17 protein-coding genes are annotated in these 18,324 nt (G+C 70.8%); 10 read left to right on the top strand and 7 right to left on the bottom strand.

Going from position 1 to position 18,324, the window contains the following annotated elements; all coding sequences use genetic code 11:
• Entirely contained in the window at positions 1-471 is a 471-nt protein-coding gene (locus G6N61_RS12360; RefSeq protein WP_163918790.1) for a MarR family winged helix-turn-helix transcriptional regulator, read from the bottom strand.
• Between the two features lie 79 nt (positions 472-550).
• Here G6N61_RS12360 and G6N61_RS12355 point away from each other — a divergent pair, with 79 nt between their 5' ends.
• The gene (locus tag G6N61_RS12355; protein WP_163924780.1) at positions 551-1,636 is read left to right on the top strand and encodes an AbrB family protein; all 1,086 of its coding nucleotides are present in this window, start codon (positions 551-553) and stop codon (positions 1,634-1,636) included.
• Here the strand turns inward: G6N61_RS12355 and G6N61_RS12350 are convergent.
• Entirely contained in the window at positions 1,582-2,394 is an 813-nt protein-coding gene (locus G6N61_RS12350) for a purine-nucleoside phosphorylase (protein ID WP_163918789.1), read from the bottom strand. The genes G6N61_RS12355 and G6N61_RS12350 overlap by 55 nt on opposite strands.
• Before the next feature lie 79 nt (positions 2,395-2,473).
• On the opposite strand from G6N61_RS12350, the gene G6N61_RS12345 reads away from it, so the two are divergent.
• Both G6N61_RS12345 and G6N61_RS12340 read left to right on the top strand, forming a co-directional pair.
• Entirely contained in the window at positions 2,474-3,658 is a 1,185-nt protein-coding gene (locus tag G6N61_RS12345; RefSeq protein ID WP_163918788.1) for a M20 family metallopeptidase, read from the top strand.
• Between the two features lie 2 nt (positions 3,659-3,660).
• A complete protein-coding gene (locus G6N61_RS12340) occupies positions 3,661-4,824 on the top strand; it encodes an amidohydrolase (RefSeq protein ID WP_163924779.1) in 1,164 nt (387 codons plus the stop codon).
• A gap of 10 nt (positions 4,825-4,834) precedes the next feature.
• On the opposite strand, the gene G6N61_RS12335 is transcribed toward G6N61_RS12340, so the two are convergent.
• Positions 4,835-5,308 carry a gamma-glutamylcyclotransferase family protein gene (locus G6N61_RS12335; RefSeq protein ID WP_163918787.1) on the bottom strand — a complete coding sequence of 158 codons (474 nt, stop codon included), beginning with the start codon at positions 5,306-5,308 and terminating at the stop codon, positions 4,835-4,837.
• A gap of 68 nt (positions 5,309-5,376) precedes the next feature.
• Positions 5,377-7,971, bottom strand: a complete 2,595-nt coding sequence (locus G6N61_RS12330) for a PGRS repeat-containing protein (protein ID WP_163918786.1) — start codon at positions 7,969-7,971, stop codon at positions 5,377-5,379.
• Positions 7,972-8,197: 226 nt separating this feature from the next.
• Between G6N61_RS12330 and G6N61_RS12325 the strand changes: the two genes are divergently transcribed.
• Genes G6N61_RS12325 through G6N61_RS12305 form a run of 5 tightly spaced genes read left to right on the top strand, consistent with a single transcriptional unit; the run spans position 8,198 to position 13,417 of the window.
• Complete coding sequence (locus tag G6N61_RS12325) at positions 8,198-9,613, top strand: NAD(P)H-quinone dehydrogenase (RefSeq protein ID WP_163918785.1); 1,416 nt, start codon at positions 8,198-8,200, stop codon at positions 9,611-9,613.
• A gap of 60 nt (positions 9,614-9,673) precedes the next feature.
• Positions 9,674-11,419 (top strand): glycerol-3-phosphate dehydrogenase/oxidase, encoded by a 1,746-nt coding sequence (locus G6N61_RS12320; protein WP_163918784.1) that lies wholly within the window; start codon positions 9,674-9,676, stop codon positions 11,417-11,419.
• Positions 11,416-12,276 (top strand): pseudouridine synthase, encoded by an 861-nt coding sequence (locus tag G6N61_RS12315; RefSeq protein ID WP_235887506.1) that lies wholly within the window; start codon positions 11,416-11,418, stop codon positions 12,274-12,276. Before G6N61_RS12320 ends, G6N61_RS12315 begins: the two co-directional genes overlap by 4 nt.
• Before the next feature lie 49 nt (positions 12,277-12,325).
• Positions 12,326-12,634, top strand: coding sequence for an RNA-binding protein (locus tag G6N61_RS12310; protein ID WP_179973613.1), 309 nt, complete (start codon positions 12,326-12,328; stop codon positions 12,632-12,634).
• A gap of 12 nt (positions 12,635-12,646) precedes the next feature.
• A complete protein-coding gene (locus G6N61_RS12305; RefSeq protein WP_163918783.1) occupies positions 12,647-13,417 on the top strand; it encodes an SDR family NAD(P)-dependent oxidoreductase in 771 nt (256 codons plus the stop codon).
• Here G6N61_RS12305 and G6N61_RS12300 read toward each other — a convergent pair.
• From G6N61_RS12300 to G6N61_RS12290, 3 genes are read right to left on the bottom strand one after another with little or no spacing between them, the layout of a single operon-like run.
• Positions 13,386-14,495: a threonine aldolase family protein gene (locus tag G6N61_RS12300; protein WP_163918782.1), complete on the bottom strand. Its 1,110-nt coding sequence runs from the start codon at positions 14,493-14,495 to the stop codon at positions 13,386-13,388. The two genes, G6N61_RS12305 and G6N61_RS12300, sit on opposite strands and share 32 nt — an antisense overlap.
• A complete protein-coding gene (locus G6N61_RS12295) occupies positions 14,492-15,277 on the bottom strand; it encodes an enoyl-CoA hydratase/isomerase family protein (protein WP_163918781.1) in 786 nt (261 codons plus the stop codon). The genes G6N61_RS12300 and G6N61_RS12295 overlap by 4 nt, the downstream gene beginning before the upstream one ends.
• A 20-nt stretch (positions 15,278-15,297) precedes the next feature.
• Entirely contained in the window at positions 15,298-15,963 is a 666-nt protein-coding gene (locus tag G6N61_RS12290) for a TetR family transcriptional regulator (protein ID WP_163918780.1), read from the bottom strand.
• 71 nt (positions 15,964-16,034) lie between these two features.
• Here G6N61_RS12290 and G6N61_RS12285 point away from each other — a divergent pair, with 71 nt between their 5' ends.
• The gene (locus G6N61_RS12285) at positions 16,035-17,126 is read left to right on the top strand and encodes a ferredoxin reductase (RefSeq protein ID WP_163918779.1); all 1,092 of its coding nucleotides are present in this window, start codon (positions 16,035-16,037) and stop codon (positions 17,124-17,126) included.
• Positions 17,127-17,161: 35 nt separating this feature from the next.
• A complete protein-coding gene (locus tag G6N61_RS12280; protein WP_163918778.1) occupies positions 17,162-18,322 on the top strand; it encodes a fatty acid desaturase family protein in 1,161 nt (386 codons plus the stop codon).
• Positions 18,323-18,324 lie beyond the last annotated feature (2 nt).

The following is an 18,324-nucleotide window of genomic DNA, read 5'->3' as shown; positions in this document are numbered from 1 at the left end:
TCATTGTGCGGGGTCGCCGTCGGCGAGCTTGCGCAGCACGGGCGCCACCAGCATCAACAGATCGAACTCCAGATCGGTCAACGTGTCCCGCATCGCCGAGTGCAGCCATTCGTCGCGTTCGGCGCGGTCGGCCTCCAGCAGTGCCATGCCGTCGGGCGTGATCTCGATCAGTTGGCGCCTGCGGTCCTCGGCATCGGTCCGCCGCGCCACCAGCCCGCGCCCCTCGAGGTGATTGATGCCGTCGGTCAGCGACTGCACCCGCACGTGCATGCGCGTGGCCAGTTCGGCAGGCGTGGTGACGCTGGCCCGGCTCACCTCACCGAGGATCTGCTGCTGACTCAGGGTCAGCCCATTGTCGGATCGGTGCCTGCGCAGCTGACGGGTCAACGCCATGATCGACTCGCGCAGCTCGGTGGCGTTGGCCTTCCCGTGGGATGAAGTCTTCCCGGGGAGTGAACCAGTGGATTGCATTACCAAGTTATACCTTGGCATCGCCGTGATGAACACCAGCTTGAGATCTTGAAATGCCAAGTGCATACTTGTCTTCGTGATGCGATGGGCGTTGTTGGTGGTGGCCTCGGTGGCGGTGACCGTGCCGCTCACGCTGCTCGGCGTACCGTCCGCGGCGCTCTTCGCCGCACTCCTCGTCGGCATCGCCCTGGCACTGACGTCGCTCGCACCCTCGGGCGTACCGCGCAAGGCCGGCATCGCGGCCCAAGGTGTCCTCGGCGTCTACATCGGGACGATGGTGCACCGCGACGCGCTCGACGCCCTGGGCTCCAATTGGGGCATCGTGGTCGGACTCGCCCTCGCCACCCTGGGCCTGAGCCTCGCGGCAGGCGCGCTGCTCGGCCTGCACCGCGACGTCACCCCGCTCACCGGCGCCCTCGCCCTGGTCGCAGGCGGCGCGTCGGGTCTGGTCGCGATCGCACGGGAACTGGGCGGTGACGACCGGGTGGTCGCCGTCGTGCAGTACCTGCGGGTCGCGCTCATCACGGCGTCGATGCCCATCGTGGTCACGCTCGTCTACCACGCCGAGAAGACCGGCCAAACGCGCGTTCCGGTCGAAAGCACTACGCTGCCCTGGTATCTCAGGGTCGGCATGCTCGTCGTGATCGTCCTCGTCGGCGCCACGGTCGGCCGGTTGATCCGGCTCCCCGGCGCGGGACTACTCGGGCCGATGGCCATCACGATCGCCCTGGAGTTGACCGGCACGTCGTTCGGGCTGGCCGTACCGCTGGCCCTGGTGCAGATCGGCTACGCCGTGATCGGGTGGCAGGCCGGCGTGGCGTTCACCAGAGAGTCCGTCCGCTCCATCGGTCGCGCACTGCCCGCGGCACTCGCGCTCATCGTCTTCCTCAACGTGGCCTGCGCGGGCCTCGGCGTGCTGCTCGCCCGGTTCACTGGCATCAGCCCGCTGGAGGGCTATCTGTCGACCAGTCCCGGCGGCATCTACGCCGTGCTGGCCACCGCGGTCGAGACCGGCTCCAACGTGACGTTCATCGTCGCCGCGCAGGTGGTCCGGGTGCTGCTCATGCTGTTCGCCGCACCGCTGATGGCACGCGGCTTCGTCAAGTACGCCTACAGGCGGGCCAGCACCTCGCCGAGCAAGGAACCCATCCGCGTCGCCGACTGACGGCCCGCCTCGAGCACCTCGGCGTGCGACAGTGGCTGGCCCGTCATGCCAGCGGCCAGGTTCGTCACCATCGACAGTCCGAGTACCTCGGCGCCCGCAGCGCGCGCCGCGATCGTCTCGTGCACCGTCGACATGCCGACCAGGTCGGCTCCCAGCACCCGCAGCATGCGGATCTCGGCAGGCGTCTCGTAGTGCGGCCCCGGCAGACCCGCATAGACGCCCTCGCTCAACGACGGGTCCACCGTCAGGGCCAGTGCCCGCAACCGCGGCGAGTACGCGTCGACGAGATCGACGAACTCGGCACCCACCAGCGGCGACCGGGCCGTGAGGTTCAGGTGATCGCTGATCAGCACCGGCTGGCCAACGGAGAAGTCCTCGCGCAGCCCGCCTGCCGCGTTCGTCAGCACCACCGTCGCGGCACCGGCCGCGCACGCCGTGCGCACCGGATGCACCACGTGCCGCAGATCGTGCCCCTCGTAGGCGTGGATCCGGCCCAGCAGCACCAGCACCTGCTTGTCGCCGACGCTCAGCGCCAGCACCCGGCCGCCGTGACCGGCCGCCGTCGGCGGGGTGAAGCCCGGCAGATCGGCCATCGGGACGACCGCACGAGGCTCGCCAAGGCCGTCGGCCGCAGGCGCCCATCCAGAGCCCAGCACGACCGCCACGTCGAAGCGATCGATGCCCGTGGCCTGGCGAATGGCAGCGGCGGCCGCATCGGCTGCCTCCCGAGGGGACTGGACATCGTTCGCACCGGTCACAGTGAGGCAGCGTACGTGCGGATGGGGCCTGATACCGCCGCGAGCGCGAGCGCCCGGCACGCGGTGAGATACTGCCTCAATGCCCACTGCCAGCGCGTCGACCACCGTGGAGGACGCCGTCCGGCGCCGCCGCGGCGACCTGATCGAGCTGTCGCACAGCATCCACGCCGAGCCGGAACTCGCGTTCGCCGAGTTCCGCAGCTGTGCGAAGACCCAAACCCTGGTCGCCGAGCGCGGATTCGAGGTCACCAAGGCGGTCGCCGGACTGGACACCGCCTTCCGCGCCGACTTCGGCAGCGGCTCGCTGGTCATCGGAGTGTGTGCCGAGTACGACGCGCTCCCCGAGATCGGCCATGCCTGCGGGCACAACGTCATCGCGGCCTCGGCGGTCGGCACGGCGCTCGCGCTCGCCGACGTCGCCGACGAACTCGACCTCACGGTGGTCCTGTTCGGTACGCCCGCCGAAGAGGCAGGCGGCGGCAAGGTGCTGATGCTCGATGCCGGGGTGTTCGACGACGTCGCCGCGGCCGTGATGCTGCACCCGGGCCCGCTCGACATCGCCCGCGCCCGGTCGCTCGCGCTGTCGCAGGTCGCCGTCACCTACCTCGGTCGCGAGGCGCACGCCGCCGTCGCGCCCTTCCTCGGCCTGAACGCCGCCGATGCGATCACGGTCGCGCAGGTCGCGATCGGCCTGCTGCGCCAGCAGATGGCGCCCGGACAGATGGCCCACGGCATCGTCACCAACGGCGGCCAGGCCACAAACGTCATCCCCGGACACGCCGAGATGGCGTACACGATGCGGGCCAACGACGCCGCGTCGCTGCGCGAACTCGAGGCCCGGATGTCGGACTGCTTCCTGGCCGGGGCCATCGCCACCGGGTGCGAACACCGCGTGGAGCCGACCGAACCCGCCTATCACGAACTCGCACCCGACCAGTGGCTCGCGGAGGTGTTCCGGGACGAGATGGTGCGCGTGGGCCGTTCGCCCGTCGGCGCCGACGTCGAGGCCGCGCTGCCGCTGGGCAGCACCGACATGGGCAACGTCACGCAACTGCTTCCCGGCATCCACCCCATCGTGGGCATCGACGCGGGCGGAGCCTCGGTTCATCAGCCCGGTTTCGCGACGGCGGCCGCGGGCCCCAGTGCCGACGACGCCGTCGTCGAGGGTGCGATCATGTTGGCCCGCACCGTCGTACGCCTGGCCGAGTCGTCGACCGAACGCGAGCGCGTGCTCGCTCGACAGCAGCGGCGGGTCGCCTCGTGAACATGCAGTCCTACACCGATGCCTGGCTGGCCGCGCACGCCGACGACCTGGTTGCGTGGCGCAGGCACATCCACCAGCACCCCGAACTGGGCAGGCAGGAGTTCGCGACGACGCAGTTCGTCGCGTCCCGGCTCGCCGACGCGGGCCTCAACCCCAAGGTGCTGCCCGGCGGCACGGGGCTGACGTGTGACTTCGGTCCCGAACACGGCCCGCGGGTCGCGCTGCGCGCCGACATGGACGCGCTGCCGATGACCGAGCGCACCGGGGCGCCGTACTCGTCGCTGGTGCCTGGCGCTGCACATGCCTGCGGCCACGACGGCCACACGGCGGTGCTGTTGGGAACGGCCCTGGCGCTCGCATCGGTGCCCGAGCTGCCGATCGGCGTGCGGCTGATCTTCCAGCCCGCCGAGGAACTGATGCCCGGCGGCGCCATCGATGCGATCGCCGCGGGAGCGCTCAGCGGGGTGACGCGGATCTTCGCGCTGCACTGCGATCCGCGGTTGGCGGTCGGCAAGATCGCCACCACGCCAGGCCCCATCACCTCGGCGGCCGACCAGATCGAGATCACCCTGCAGTCGCCCGGCGGGCACACCTCGCGCCCACACCTGACCGGCGACCTGGTCTACGCGCTCGGCACGTTGATCACCGGCGTGCCCGGCGTGCTGTCCCGTCGCGTCGACCCGCGGCACAGCACCGTGATGGTGTGGGGCGCGGTGAACGCCGGGGTGGCCGCCAACGCGATCCCGCAGTCCGGCTCGATCGCGGGCACCATCCGCACCGCGAGCCGCGAGGCGTGGGTCGTCATGGAGGACCTCGTCGGCGAGATCGTGTCGTCGCTGCTGGTGCCGCTGCAGGTCGACTACGCCGTGCACTACCGCCGCGGCGTGCCGCCGGTGGTCAACGAGGAGATCTCGACGCGCATCATGACCCACGCGATCGAGGCCATCGGCATCGACGCGCTGGCCGACACCCGGCAGTCGGGCGGCGGCGAGGACTTCTCCTGGTACCTCGAGGAGGTGCCGGGCGCGATGGCCAGGCTCGGCGTGTGGTCGGGCCACGGCCCGCAGCTCGATCTGCACCAGCCGACGTTCGACCTCGACGAGCGGGCGCTGGCCGTCGGCGTGCGCGTGCTGGTCAACATCGTCGAGCAGAGCGCGCTGATCTGACCGCGCCGACCTAGGTACCGGGGCCGACGTTGCTCGACGGCCTGGTGCGCAGATCGTGCACGTACTCCGGCGGTGCGCCCGCGATCTCCGCGGCCTCGGCCATCACGCCGAGGTAGCGGGCCGACGGGATGCCGCCCTCCCACGCGTCGACGACGTAGAGCCACGCCAGCACCGGGTCGGTGTCGGTGTCGGACGTCTCGCGATGCACTCGGCAGCGAATCTTCTTGTGAAACCCCAGCTCGGAGCCCTCCCAGCGGTCGAGGTTCTCCTCGTCCTCCTTGGTCATGTCGTAGAGCACGACGAAGACCTTCGAGTCGGGATCCTCGACCAGGGTCGCCAGCGCACCCTCCCAGCCGATGTCGGCACCGCCGAACGTCAGCCGCCAGCCGTGCAACCAGCCCGTTCCCGCCATCGGCGAATGCGGGGCACGCTGCAGCATCTGCTCCGGATGCATGTTCGATCCGTAGGCGGCGTAGATCGGCACGGCCGTAAGCCTAAGGGGTCGCGGGCGTGCCCGACGCGCAGCCGTGCAGCGGATCGATGGGAGTCCCGTCAGCCGGCGTTCAGCGACGTGCTGGTGCCGGCCTGACCCGGGGTGCCGCCGGGTGTCCCGCCGGCCCCGGCGGCGCCTCCGCCACCGCTGGTGCCACTGCCTCTCGCCGCGCCGTTGCCGCCGTTGCCGCCGTTGCCGCCCGTTCCGCCGGTCGAATCGCCGCCGTTGCCACCGGCGCCTCCGGTGCCGGTGTAACCCGGTTGCTGCGCGCTGACGCCCTCGCCGCCGTTTCCGCCACGTCCGCCATTCGCGCCCAGGCTGGAGCCGCCGTCGCCGCCGCGGCCGCCGAGGCCGTTGCCATCGGCGCCCAAGCCTCGGCCACCGGCGCCGCCTGCGCCGCCGTTGCCGCCCGTGCCCGTGCCGCCGTTGCCGCCGCGGCCGCCGGTCCCGTCGGCGAAGTCGCTGGATCCGAGACCGACGCCGCCCGCGCCGCCGTTGCCGCCCGTACCGCCGTTGCCGCCGTCGCCTCCGTCACCGCCGACGCCGTCCGAACCGCCGTGCGTGAAGCCGCCGACGCCGCCGTCGCCGCCCGTTCCGGCCAGGCCCATGGAACCGGTGCTCCCGTTGCTACCGGTCCCCGCGGCGCCACCGGTGCCGGCAGATCCGCCGGTACCACCGGTGCCGCCCGCGCCGCCGTCGCCGCCGCGGCCGCCGTTGCCGCCGCTGGTGTCGTAGTCGCCGAAGCCGCCGCCGCCGCCGTTGCCGCCGGTGCCTCCGGTGCCTCCAGTGCCGCCCGCGCCACCGTTCCCGTTGGCCCCAGCCGCGCCTGTTGTGCTGCCTTGTCCGCCTGCGCCTCCCGCGGCTCCGTCGCCACCGGTGCCTCCGGCGCCACCCGCCGTCCCGGAGCTGCCGGCGCCGCCGTCTCGGCCCGCCGGAAAGGAATCTTCACCGTTGGAGCCTGCGGTACCGGTGCCGCCCGTGCCGCCGGTCCCGCCCGTGCCGCCGGCGCCGCCGGTGCCTCCGGCCCCCTGGGCGCCCGCGCTGCCCGCCTGGCCGGAGACACCGCCCGAGCCGGGCGTCGTGCCTGCGTTGCCGGCCACGCCCGCGGCACCACCGGTGCCGCCGGTGCCGCCACTTCCTCCGGCGCTGGCGTTACCGCCGAGGCCCCCGGTGCCGAGGGGCGCGGTCGCATCGGCGCCGCGGACGCCATCGGCGCCTCGACCGCCCGTGCCGCCCGTGCCGCCGACGCCCCCGTCACCGGCGTTGCCGCCGCTTCCGTTGAGCCCGTTGGCCCCGACGGTCGATCCGGCACCGCCGAGACCGGCATTCCCGCCGTTGCCTCCGTCGCCACCCCTACCGCCTTGGCCTCCAACGCCTCCGGTGCCGCCCATACCGCCGTCTACGGTCGGTGTGCCGGCCGATCCGGTGTCTCCGGTGTCACCGGTGGTCCCGGTGCCGCCATTGCCGCCCGCACCGCCGTTTCCGCCTCGGCCGCCGGCGCCCTGCCCGGCCCCGCTGCCATCGGCGCCCGCGACTCCACCGGTGCCGCCGCTACCCGCGGCGCCGCCCGCGCCGGCCGCGCCGCTCGCCCCACCAATGCCGCCGGTGCCGCCGTCTCGTCCGTTCCCGCCTGCGCCGCCATCGAGGCCTGCCGCGCCTGCCGCGCCGTCGGCGCCGGTGCCTCCGGTGCCGCCGTCGGCCGCGTCGCCGCCACGGCCGCCGTCGCCGTTCGTCCCCGCTGCGCCCGACACCCCGCCGAACCATCCGCGCGTACCGCCGGCTCCTGCGTTGCCGCCGGCTCCGCCCGCGCCGCCGCTGCCGCCGGTCTGTCCCGTCCCGCCTGCCGCGCCCGGGGTAACGCCGGCCAGCCCGACGCCTCCGGTCGCTCCTGCGCCGCCATCGCCGCCGGCGCCGCCCGCTCCGCCTCGACCGCCGGATCCACCGAATAGACCACCGGCGCCGCCGCGGCCGCCATCGCCACCCTTGCCGCCTGCGTTGCCGGACGAGCCCATCGTCCCGGCCGCGCCCGCGACGCCTGCGCCGCCAGCCCCGCCGTTGCCACCGTTTCCGATCAGCAGTCCGCCGCGGCCGCCGGCGCCGCCCGCGCCACCCAGACCAGCGCTACCGCCGATGCCGCCGTTTCCGATCAGCCCGGCGTTGCCGCCGGAACCCCCGTTGGCGCCCCGACCGCCGTTGCCGAAGAACAGGCCGCCGTTTCCGCCGTTGCAGGCCAGACCCGTGCAGTCGGCCGCGGCATCGGCGCCATTGCCGATGAACAGTCCAACCAGCGCGGCGAACGGATCCGGGCCACCGGAGAACGTCTTGGGCAGCGGCGCGACGCGCGCCGCCGGCACGCCCATCAATCCCAGCAGTGGATTGGGTGTGCGGCTGGCGTCCAGCCGAACGGGCCGGACCTCGTGTGACGCCCGCTCGCTAGGTGGGCACGTCTCCGCAGGCGCGCAGGTGACCGGAGGGTCGGGTTGCGGGGCTGCGAGGGCGATCCCCATCCCACCGCCGGCGGCCATGAAGCCCGCTGCGATCGCCGCGGCCGCAATCGCCCGGCTGGCATGCTCGTTCATCGCCGAGCGGCGATCCGAAGGGCTGGCAAGCCCGGACGTCGCGTTCGAGACCGACCGACGTCCGCCACTGCTCACCGCTGACCACCCCTCCCGCTGTCCGCGGGTCGACGGCGCCAAGGTCCTCGGATGGCCTGCGGCGTCCGCAGACGAGTATGGGGGCCATGCCCGGACTCCGTATGGGGAACACGCCAGTTCTCATATCGTGACACAGGGGTAATCGGGACGTCCGTCGCGACGGAGTCACGTACTGGATTCGACGGGCGGGGCTCCCGAATCGCGTCTGCCCCAGTAGGTTGAGGCCGTGGCTACCCGCATCGTGATCATCGGCGGCGGTCCCGCCGGCTACGAAGCCGCGCTCGTCGCGGCGGGCCGTGGACCCGACGTCGCACAGGTCACCGTCGTTGATTCCGACGGCATCGGCGGCGCGTGCGTGCTCTGGGACTGCGTCCCGTCCAAGACGTTCATCGCCTCGACAGGCGTGCGCACCGAACTGCGCCGCGCCAACGGTCTCGGCTTCGACATCGCGATCGACGACGCCAAGATCTCGCTCGAGCAGATCCACAACCGGGTCAAGACGCTCGCGAGGTCGCAGTCGGCGGACATCGGCTCGAACCTGCTGCGCGAGGGCGTGAACGTGGTGCAGGGCCGCGGTGAGCTGGTCGACGACGTGCCGGGCATGGCGCACCACCGGGTGCGGGTGACGACGAAGGACGGCAAGGTCGGCGTGCTGAAGGCCGACGTCGTGCTGATCGCGACCGGTGCCAGCCCGCGCGTGCTGCGCAATGCCGAACCCGACGGCGAGCGCATCCTGAACTGGCGGCAGCTCTACGACCTCACCGAGCTGCCCGACCACCTGGTGATCGTCGGGTCGGGTGTGACGGGAGCGGAGTTCTGCAGCGCTTATACCGAACTCGGCGTGAAGGTGACCGTGGTCGCCAGCCGCGACCAGATCCTGCCGCACGAGGACTCCGACGCGGCCGCGGTGCTCGAGGAGGCGTTCGCCGAACGCGGTGTGAAGCTCGTCAAGAATGCCCGCGCGGACTCGGTGGTCCGCACCGGGGATGGCGTCCGTGTGACGCTGGCCGACGGTCGCGTCGTCGACGGCAGCCACGCCCTGATGACGGTCGGGTCGGTGCCCAACACCAGCGGGCTGGGTCTCGACCGCGTCGGCATCGAACTCGGCCCCGGCAACTACCTGCCGGTGGACCGCGTGTCCCGGACGACCGCGGCGGGCATCTACGCGGCGGGCGACTGCACGGGCCTGCTGCCGCTGGCGTCGGTCGCGGCCATGCAGGGCCGCATCGCGATGTATCACGCGCTCGGCGAGGGCGTGTCCCCGATCCGCCTGCGGACGGTGGCCGCCGCCGTGTTCACCAGGCCTGAGATCGCGGCGGTCGGCGTGCCGCAGACCAAGATCGACAGCGGCGAGGTGCCCGCCCGCACGCTGATGCTGCCGCTGACGACCAACGCCAGGGCCAAGATGTCGCTGCTGCGGCGCGGCTTCGTCAAGATCTTCTGCCGCCCGGCCACCGGCGTGGTCATCGGCGGCGTGGTGGTGGCCCCGATCGCGTCGGAACTGATCCTGCCCATCGCGTTGGCCGTGCAGAACAACCTGTCGGTGACGGACCTGGCCCAGACGCTGTCGGTCTATCCGTCGCTCTCTGGATCGACCGTCGAGACGGCCCGCCGGTTGATGGCGCACGACGATCTGGACTGATCGCGGCTACGCTCGGACGTAGCAACGCTACCGACGAGTAACTACCTGAGGAGTGCCGGCGTGAGTTCCCCGATCCCCGGTCCGGGCAATGGGCAGACCCTGCTCGGCCCCGATCAGCGCGCGAGTGCCTGGGAGCGGCTAGGCAGCGAGCAGTTCGACGTGGTGGTCATCGGCGGCGGCGTCGTCGGGGCCGGTGCCGCGCTGGACGCGGCCACCCGCGGGCTGAAGGTCGCGCTCGTCGAGGCCCGTGACTTCGCCTCCGGCACGTCGAGCCGCTCGTCGAAGATGTTCCACGGCGGGCTGCGCTACCTCGAGCAGCTCGAGTTCGGTCTGGTCCGCGAGGCGCTGCACGAGCGTGAGCTGTCCCTGACGACGCTGGCGCCGCACCTGGTCAAGCCGCTGCCGTTCCTCTTCCCCCTGACCAAGCGCCTGTGGGAGCGGCCGTACGTGGCCGCGGGCATCTTCCTGTACGACCAGCTCGGTGGCGCCAAGTCGGTGCCGCCGCAGAAGCACCTGCTGCGGGCGGGTGCGCTGCGACTGGCGCCCGGGCTCAAGCGCAGCGCGCTCATCGGCGGCATCCGCTACTACGACACCGTGGTCGACGACGCGCGGCACACGATGACCGTCGCACGCACGGCCGCGCACTACGGCGCCGTGGTCCGCAACTCCACCCAGGTCGTCTCGTTGCTGCGGGAGGGCGACCGGGTCACCGGCGTCAAGATCCGCGACTCCGAGGACGGCCGGGTCGCCGACGTCCACGGACACGTCGTCGTGAACGCGACCGGCGTGTGGACCGACGAGATCCAGGCGCTGTCCAGGCAGCGCGGCCGGTTCCGGGTGCGTGCCTCGAAGGGCGTGCACATCGTGGTGCCGCGCGACCGCATCGTCAGCGAGGTGGCGATCATCCTGCGCACCGAGAAGTCGGTGCTGTTCGTGATCCCGTGGGGCACGCACTGGATCATCGGCACCACCGACACCGACTGGAACCTCGACCTCGCGCACCCCGCCGCGACCAAGGCCGACATCGACTACATCCTCGGCACGGTCAACACCGTGCTGGCGACGCCGCTGAACCACGACGACATCGACGGCGTCTACGCCGGGCTGCGGCCCCTGCTGGCCGGTGAGAGCGAGGAGACGTCGAAGTTGTCCCGCGAGCACGCCGTCGCCGTGCCCTCGCCGGGTCTGGTCGCGATCGCGGGCGGCAAGTACACCACCTACCGGGTCATGGGGGAGGACGCGATCGACGCCGCGGCCGAGTTCGTGCCGACGCGGGTGGCGCCGTCGATCACCGAGAAGGTGCCGCTGATGGGTGCCGACGGGTACTTCGCGCTGGTCAATCAGACCGAACACGTCGGCAAGCACTACGGCCTGCATCCCTACCGGGTGCGGCACCTGCTGGACCGGTACGGCTCGCTGCTCGGCGAGGTGCTCGACATGGCCGACGGCAGGCCGGATCTGTTGGCGCCGATCACCGAGGCGCCGGTGTACCTCAAGGTCGAGGCCTGGTACGCGGCGATGGCGGAGGGCGCACTGCACCTCGAGGACATCATGGCCCGCAGGATGCGCATCTCGATCGAGTACCCGCACCGCGGGGTCGATTGCGCACGCGAGGTCGCCGAAGTCGTTGCGCCCGTGCTGGGTTGGAGTTCCGAGGACATCGACCGCGAGGTCGAGACCTACCGGGCCCGCGTCGAGGCCGAGGTGCGGTCACAAACACAGCCCGACGACGAGTCCGCCGACGCGCTGCGGGCCGCGGCGCCCGAGGCGCGCGCCGAGATCCTGGAACCCGTGCCGCTGTCGTGAGCCGGGGCCGTATCAAGGCGCCCCTGCCCGTGCGCGACGGCCTGGGCCCGGCCCGGGTGCGCGTGCAGGGCGGGTCACTGGTCGAGGAGTTCGAGCGGCGGTTCGCCTCCGGCGCCAAAGTCCTTGCCGGTGAGGTGTTCTCGGCCAGCGGCGAGCCGCTCGACGGCACCACTGTGCTACCCGCCGGGGCGCACGTCTACCTCTACCGCGAGCTACCCGACGAGGTCGAGGTGCCCTTCGAGATGCCGATCCTCCACCGGGACGACGACGTCGTCGTCGTGGACAAGCCGCACTTCCTGGCCACGATGCCGCGGGGTGCACACGTCGCGCAGACCGCGTTGGTCAGGCTGCGGCGGTCGCTGGGTCTGCCAGAGTTAAGCCCTGCGCACCGGCTCGACCGGCTGACCGCGGGAGTGCTGCTGTTCACGGCCCGGAGGGAAGTCCGCGGGGCCTACCAGACCATGTTCGCCCGGGGTGAGGTCGGCAAGACCTACCTGGCACGCGCCGGCGTGGACGACTCGCTGACCTTCCCGCTGACGTTGCGCAATCGGATCATGAAGGAGCGCAGCCGGTTACAGGCCTTTGAGGCGCCGGGGGAGCCCAACGCCGAGACGCTGGTCGAGCACCTCGGTGACGGCCGCTACCGGTTGACGCCACGCACCGGGCGCACGCATCAGCTGCGGGTGCACATGGCGTCGCTGGGCCTGCCGATCGTCAACGACCCGCTCTATCCCGACGTGGTCGAGGTGCCGGGCGACGACTTCACCCGGCCGCTGCAGCTCGTGGCCCGCGAGCTGACGTTCGACGATCCGATCACGGGGGAGCGCCGACGGTTCGTTTCGGCACGAACGCTCTGATTCGGGCGTTCCGCACTGCGCGCGCCGCTGAAGGGCGCACCATGAGTTCATGATCGCGAAGCTGGTACTGGCGGGCACGATCGCCGCCGCAACGCTGGGGTTCGTCCAGGCGCCGACGGCCGACGCCGTGTGCGGGTCCATCGGGGGCAGGCACGTCGACGTCAGCGGCTGCTCGGACCCGCTCTACGAACTGAACGACGCGTTGCAGCCGCCGCCACCACCGCCTCCGCCACCACCGCCGCCCGGGGCGGCGCCACCGCCTCCGCCGCCACCACCGCCGGTGTACGTGCCACCGGCGCCGAACGTGAACGTGTGCGCCAGCGTCGGACGGCGGGTCAGCGTCAGCGGTTGCATCTGATCTACTGAGCCCATGGATCGTTCGTCGTTCGACCGGCTCTTCGACATGTCCGACCGCACCGTCCTCGTCACCGGCGGCACCAGGGGGATTGGCCTCGCACTGGCCGAGGGATTCCTCTTGGCAGGCGCACGGGTCGTCGTGTCCAGCCGAAAGGCCGACGCCTGCGCTGAGGCGGCCGGGTTCCTGCGCGGGCTCGGCGGCGAGGCGGTCGGCATCCCCGCCCACGCCGGGGAGGTCGATAGTCTCGCGGCGCTGGTCGACGGCGCGGTCGCGGAGTTCGGCGGTCTCGACGTCGTGGTGAACAACGCAGCCAACGCGTTGGCGCAACCCTTGGGCGAGATGACCGTCGAGGCGTGGGCCAAGTCCAACGACGTGAACGTGCGGGGGCCGGTGTTCCTCGCCCAGGCCGCACTGCCGCACCTGCAGCAGAGCGCCAATGCCGCGGTGCTGAACGTGGTGTCGGTAGGGGCGTTCAACTTCGCGCCGAGTCTGTCGATCTACGCGGCGGGCAAGGCGGCGATGATGTCGTTCACCCGGTCGATGGCGGCGGAGTGGGCGGGCCATGGGATTCGGGTCAACGCGATTGCGCCCGGGCCGGTCGACACGGACATGATGCGCAAGAATCCGCAGCAGGCGATCGACCACATGGTGGGTGGCACGTTGATGAAGCGGTTGGCCTCGCCCGACGAGATGGTCGGTGCCGCACTGCTTCTCTGTTCGGATGCGGGCAGCTACATGACGGGGACCGTCGTCATCGTCGACGGCGGCGGGACGCCGCGATAGGCGTTTGGTCGCGCACGAGTTCGGTACGGATGACGTCGACGAAGCGGTCGACGTCGGCTTCGGTGGTGTCCCAAGAGCACATCCAGCGCACCTCGCCGCGCGCCCGATCCCAGTCGTAAAAGCGCGCCTGCTCCCGAATGCGGTCGGCCGCCGCGGTGTAGAGCGTCGCGAAGATTGCGTTCGCTTGCGTGGGTTGGGTGAACGTCAGTCCGCGAATCGAGCCGTCGGCGACGCCCGACTCGAGCGCACCTCGCAGCCGGGTGGCCATGGCGTTCGCGTTGGCGGCGCTGCGGAGACCGAGGTCGTCGTCGAACAGTGCGAGCAGTTGAGCCGACACGAAGCGCATCTTGCTGGCCAGCTGCATCGTCAGCTTGCGCAGGTAGACCAGACCGACGGTGCGCGCGGGGTCCAGTACGACCACCGCCTCCGCGCCGAGGCCGCCGATCTTGGTGCCGCCGAAGCTGAGGACGTCGACGCCTGCGTCGGTGGTGAACGCGCGGAACGGAACGCCAAGTGCGGCAGCGGCATTCCACAGCCGGGCACCGTCCATGTGCAGCGCCATGCCGTGCTCGTGGGCGAAGTCGGCGATCGCACGCACCTCGTCGGGCGTGTACAGCGTGCCCAGTTCGGTGGTCTGGGTGATGCTCACCGCGAGCGGCTGTGCCCGGTGCTCGTTGCCCCACCCGAACGCCTCGGTGGCGATCGCCGCAGGGTCCAGCTTGCCGTCGGTCGTCGGGATGGTGAGCAACTTGATGCCCGTCATCCGCTCGGGCGCGCCGGCCTCGTCGGTGTTGACGTGTGCCGTGGTCGCGGTGATCACGGCGCCCCAGCGGGGCAGCATGCTGGTCAGCCCAACGACGTTCGCCCCGGTGCCGTTGAAGACCGGGAACGTCTCGGTCCGTTCGCCGAAGTGCTGCTGCATGACCTCGCGCAGCCGCGCCGTGTACGCGTCGCCGCCGTAGGCGGTCTGGTGACCGCCGTTGGCCGCGGAGATCGCGTCGAGCACCTCGGGGTGGACGCCCGCGTAGTTGTCGCTGGCGAAACCACGCCAGTCGGGGTCGTGGAGCACGTCGGTCAACCCTTCTTGCGATTGGCGAACGCGGCGGCGGCCTCGCGCAGTTCGCCGCTGGTCGACGCCAGGATCTGGCTGCGATTCTCCACCTGCAGCGCGGCCTCCAGGCTCGACGCCTCGAGGTTCGCCCACAGCACCTGCTTGGTGGACTCCACGCCGAATCTACCGAAGCCGCAGAGCGTCTCGGCGATGGCGAGCGCGTCGTCGAGCACCGCGCCGTCGGAGATGCGCGAGACGAGACCGAGGCCCAAGGCCTCCGGCGCGTCCACCGTGCGGGCGGTGAGGATGAGGTCGAACGCCTGTCCGGCGCCGACGATGCGCGGCAACGTGTAGCTCACACCGATGTCGCAGCCGCCGAGACCGAGTTTGATGAACTGGGTGCAGAACCTGGCGTCGGCCGACGCGATGCGGATGTCGGACGCCAGGGCCAGGGCGAAGCCACCGCCATACGCAGGGCCGTTGACCGCGGCGATCACCGGCTGGCGCAGGTGGGCGAGTTTCGTAGTGAGTTCGGCGATCCGTTCCTGCCACCGCATGCTCGACCGCGGGAACTCCAGCCCGTCCTTGGCCTCCTCGGGGAATGGTTCGGTGAGGTCGAGGCCGGAGCAGAATCCGCGCCCGGCGCCGGTCAGGACGACGACGCGACATTCGTTGTCCGCCTTGACGTCGTCGAGGGTCCGGTGCAGGTCCTCGACGAGCCCGTAGCTCAGCGCGTTGAGTTTGTCGGGCCGGTCGAGGGTGATGAGGACGACGTCGGGACGGGGGCGGGTCACGTGCAGGTTCGCCATGAGGCGACCCTATTCGCGACTCAGACCGTCGCGCTGCGCCACCCCGTGATGCCGACGACGATCAGGCGCAGCTGCTTGACGGCGGTGCGCCGGATCTCTTCGAGGGCAGCGCTGTCGTTCGCGTCGTCGATGGTCTCGGCGATGGAGATCATGGCGTTGACGAACAGCGTCGCGAGGATGTTGAGGTCCTCGCTGCTCCAGGTGTTCAGGCCGGGGAAGCGCGCGAGGTCGATCGCCAGCTCGGAGGTGATCAGCCGGATCTCGGTGCGGATGGCGTAGCGCAGCACCGTGACGCCGCTGTTGCGTTCGCGGCCGATGAACCGCCAGTGCTCCCTGCGCTCGTTGACGCCCGCGATGAGGATGTCCACCGACGACTCGATGACCCGGTTGGGGTCCAGCTTGCCTGCACGTGCGCCACGCAGCATGTCGCGCAGGGCACGGAACGACTCGTCGATCAGGACGAGACCGAGAGCCTCCATCGATTCGAAGTGACGGTAGAACGCCGCGGGCACGATGCCCGCCTCCCTGGTGACCTCGCGCAGGCTCAGACCGCTGAAGCTGCGGGATTCGAGGAGCCGGAGCGCTGCCGCGACGATGGCCCGGCGGGTGGCTTCCTTGCGCTCCTCGCGCGACGTCCCGTCCCGCGACGAACGGGACGATTGTGACTTTGGAGTACGACTGTTCACTGTTTGTGAACCGTACCACAAGCAGCGGAAACCCCTTGACGATCAGCACCGACGGGGCGCACGGTATACACATGTTCACTCAACCATCGAAGCTGCGCCTCCGCGATCGAGTGCTGCGCTCGTCGCTGGTAGACCTCTTGACCGGACCCCACGGCGTCGACCGTTTCACCGAGCTGGTCGAACCGACGTGGACCCTCGGCGACGCCCGCGCCAAGGTCGTCGCCGTTCGCCGGGACACCCCGCGCAGCGTCACGCTGACGCTGGAACCGAATCACGTGTTCACTGGCGGGCAGCCCCTGCGGGCCGGTCAGCACGTGAACCTCACCGTCGAGGTCGACGGTCGACGACAGATGCGCTGCTACTCACCGGCCAACGCCGAGAACACCCGCCTCGTCGAGTTGACGGTGGGCCTGCACGACGGCGGAACCGTGTCCGAGCACCTCTACCGCAACGCGCGCCCCGGCATGGTCGTCGGGCTGGAAGCGGGCGGCGGGGACTTCGTGCTGCCCGCCGTCCGGCCGAAGCGGATCCTCTTCGTCTCTGGCGGCAGCGGCATCACGCCGGTGCTGTCGATGCTGCGCACGCTGGTCGCCGAGGGCCACCACGAGCAGGAGGGGACGGAGATCGCCTTCCTGCACTACGCCCGCAGCGCCGAGGAGGCTTGCTACCGCGACGAGCTGGCCGAGCTGCCCGCATCAGTACGGGTCCTGCACGGCTACACCCGCACCGCCGATGCCGGCGACGTGACGGGCCGATTCGGGGCCGACCACCTGGCGGCGGCGATGCCCGATGCCGACGCCGTGTACGTCTGCGGACCGCCCGCGCTGGTGGACGCCGTCCGCGAACTCCGTCCGGACGCGCTGTGGGAGAGCTTCGTGCCCCCGGTCTTCGAGGTGCCGACCGAGGCCTCTGGCGGGCGCGTGACGTTCGCCGACAGTGCCGTCGAGGTCACCGACGACGGACGGTCGCTGCTCGAGCAGGCCGAGGCCGCCGGGCTGAAGCCTCAGAGCGGATGCCGAATGGGCATCTGCCACACCTGCACCCGTCGCAAGACCAGCGGCGCGGTGAAGAACCTGATCACCGGTGCCGTGTCGACCTCGGTCGAGGAAGACGTGCAGATCTGCGTCACCGCACCCGTCGGCGACGTCGACGTCGCGCTCTAGACCATTCCATCCACACGTACGAGAGAGGACCAGCCATGACTGCCATGCTCGAACGCACCACCGATACCACCGATACCACTGGCACCACCGAGAAGGCGACGACGACCACCCCCCGCGGCGGCGTCAGCAAGACCGTCAACGGCGAGACCATCAGCCTCACGCCCGAGCAGGTCGAGGCGTTCGGCAAGGAACTCGACGCGATCCGCGAGCGGGTCGTCGCCGACCTCGGCGAGCGCGACCTCGCCTACATCCGCAACGTCATCAAGGCCCAGCGTGGCCTCGAGGCCGGGGGCCGAGCCCTGCTGTGGGCAGGCGTGCTGCCGCCTGCGTGGCTGGCGGGCACCGCGATGCTCGCCATCTCGAAGATCCTCGACAACATGGAGATCGGCCACAACGTCATGCACGGCCAGTACGACTGGACGGGCGACCCGGCGCTGGCGAGCCGCAACTTCGAGTGGGACTCAGCCTGCCCGAGCGACCAGTGGCGGCACTCGCACAACTACATGCACCACACCTACACCAACATCGTCGGCATGGACCGCGACGTGGGCTACGGCATCCTCCGCATGAGCGAGGACCAGAAGTGGGTGCCCTACTACCGCGGCAACCCGATCTATGCGTTCCTGCTGATGGTGTTCTTCCAGTACGGCGTGGCCCTGCACGAACTGGAGACCGAGCGCATCCGCTCCGGCGAGATCTCGATCGTCGACAAGCGCGAGATCGCGGCGGGCATCTGGAACAAGGTCAAGCGCCAGACCATGAAGGACTACGTGGCGTTCCCGCTGCTGTCCGGCCCGTTCGCGCCGTTCACGTTCGCGGGCAACGCAACTGCCAACCTGATCCGCAACGTGTGGTCCTACGCCATCATCTTCTGCGGACACTTCCCGGAGGGCGTGCAGGAGTTCTCGATCGAGGAGACCAAGAGCGAGTCGCGCGGGCAGTGGTACTTCCGGCAGCTGCTCGGCTCGGCGAACCTGACCGGCGGCAAGCTGTTCCACATCATGAGCGGCAACCTGTCGTTCCAGATCGAACACCACCTGTTCCCGGACATCCCGGCGCACCGACACGCCGAGCTGGCTCCCGAGGTCCAGGAGATCTGCGAGCGGTACGGCCTGCCCTACAACAAGGGCCCGCTGCCCAAGCAGTTCGCCACCGTCGTGAACAAGATCTTCAAGCTGGCGCGCAAGCCCTTCTGAGA

Origin of the sequence: Mycolicibacterium arabiense (genome assembly GCF_010731815.2) — a bacterium.
GTDB lineage: Bacteria > Actinomycetota > Actinomycetes > Mycobacteriales > Mycobacteriaceae > Mycobacterium > Mycobacterium arabiense.
Note: the sequence above shows the minus strand (reverse complement) of the source record. Positions and strands in the feature narration are given on the sequence as shown.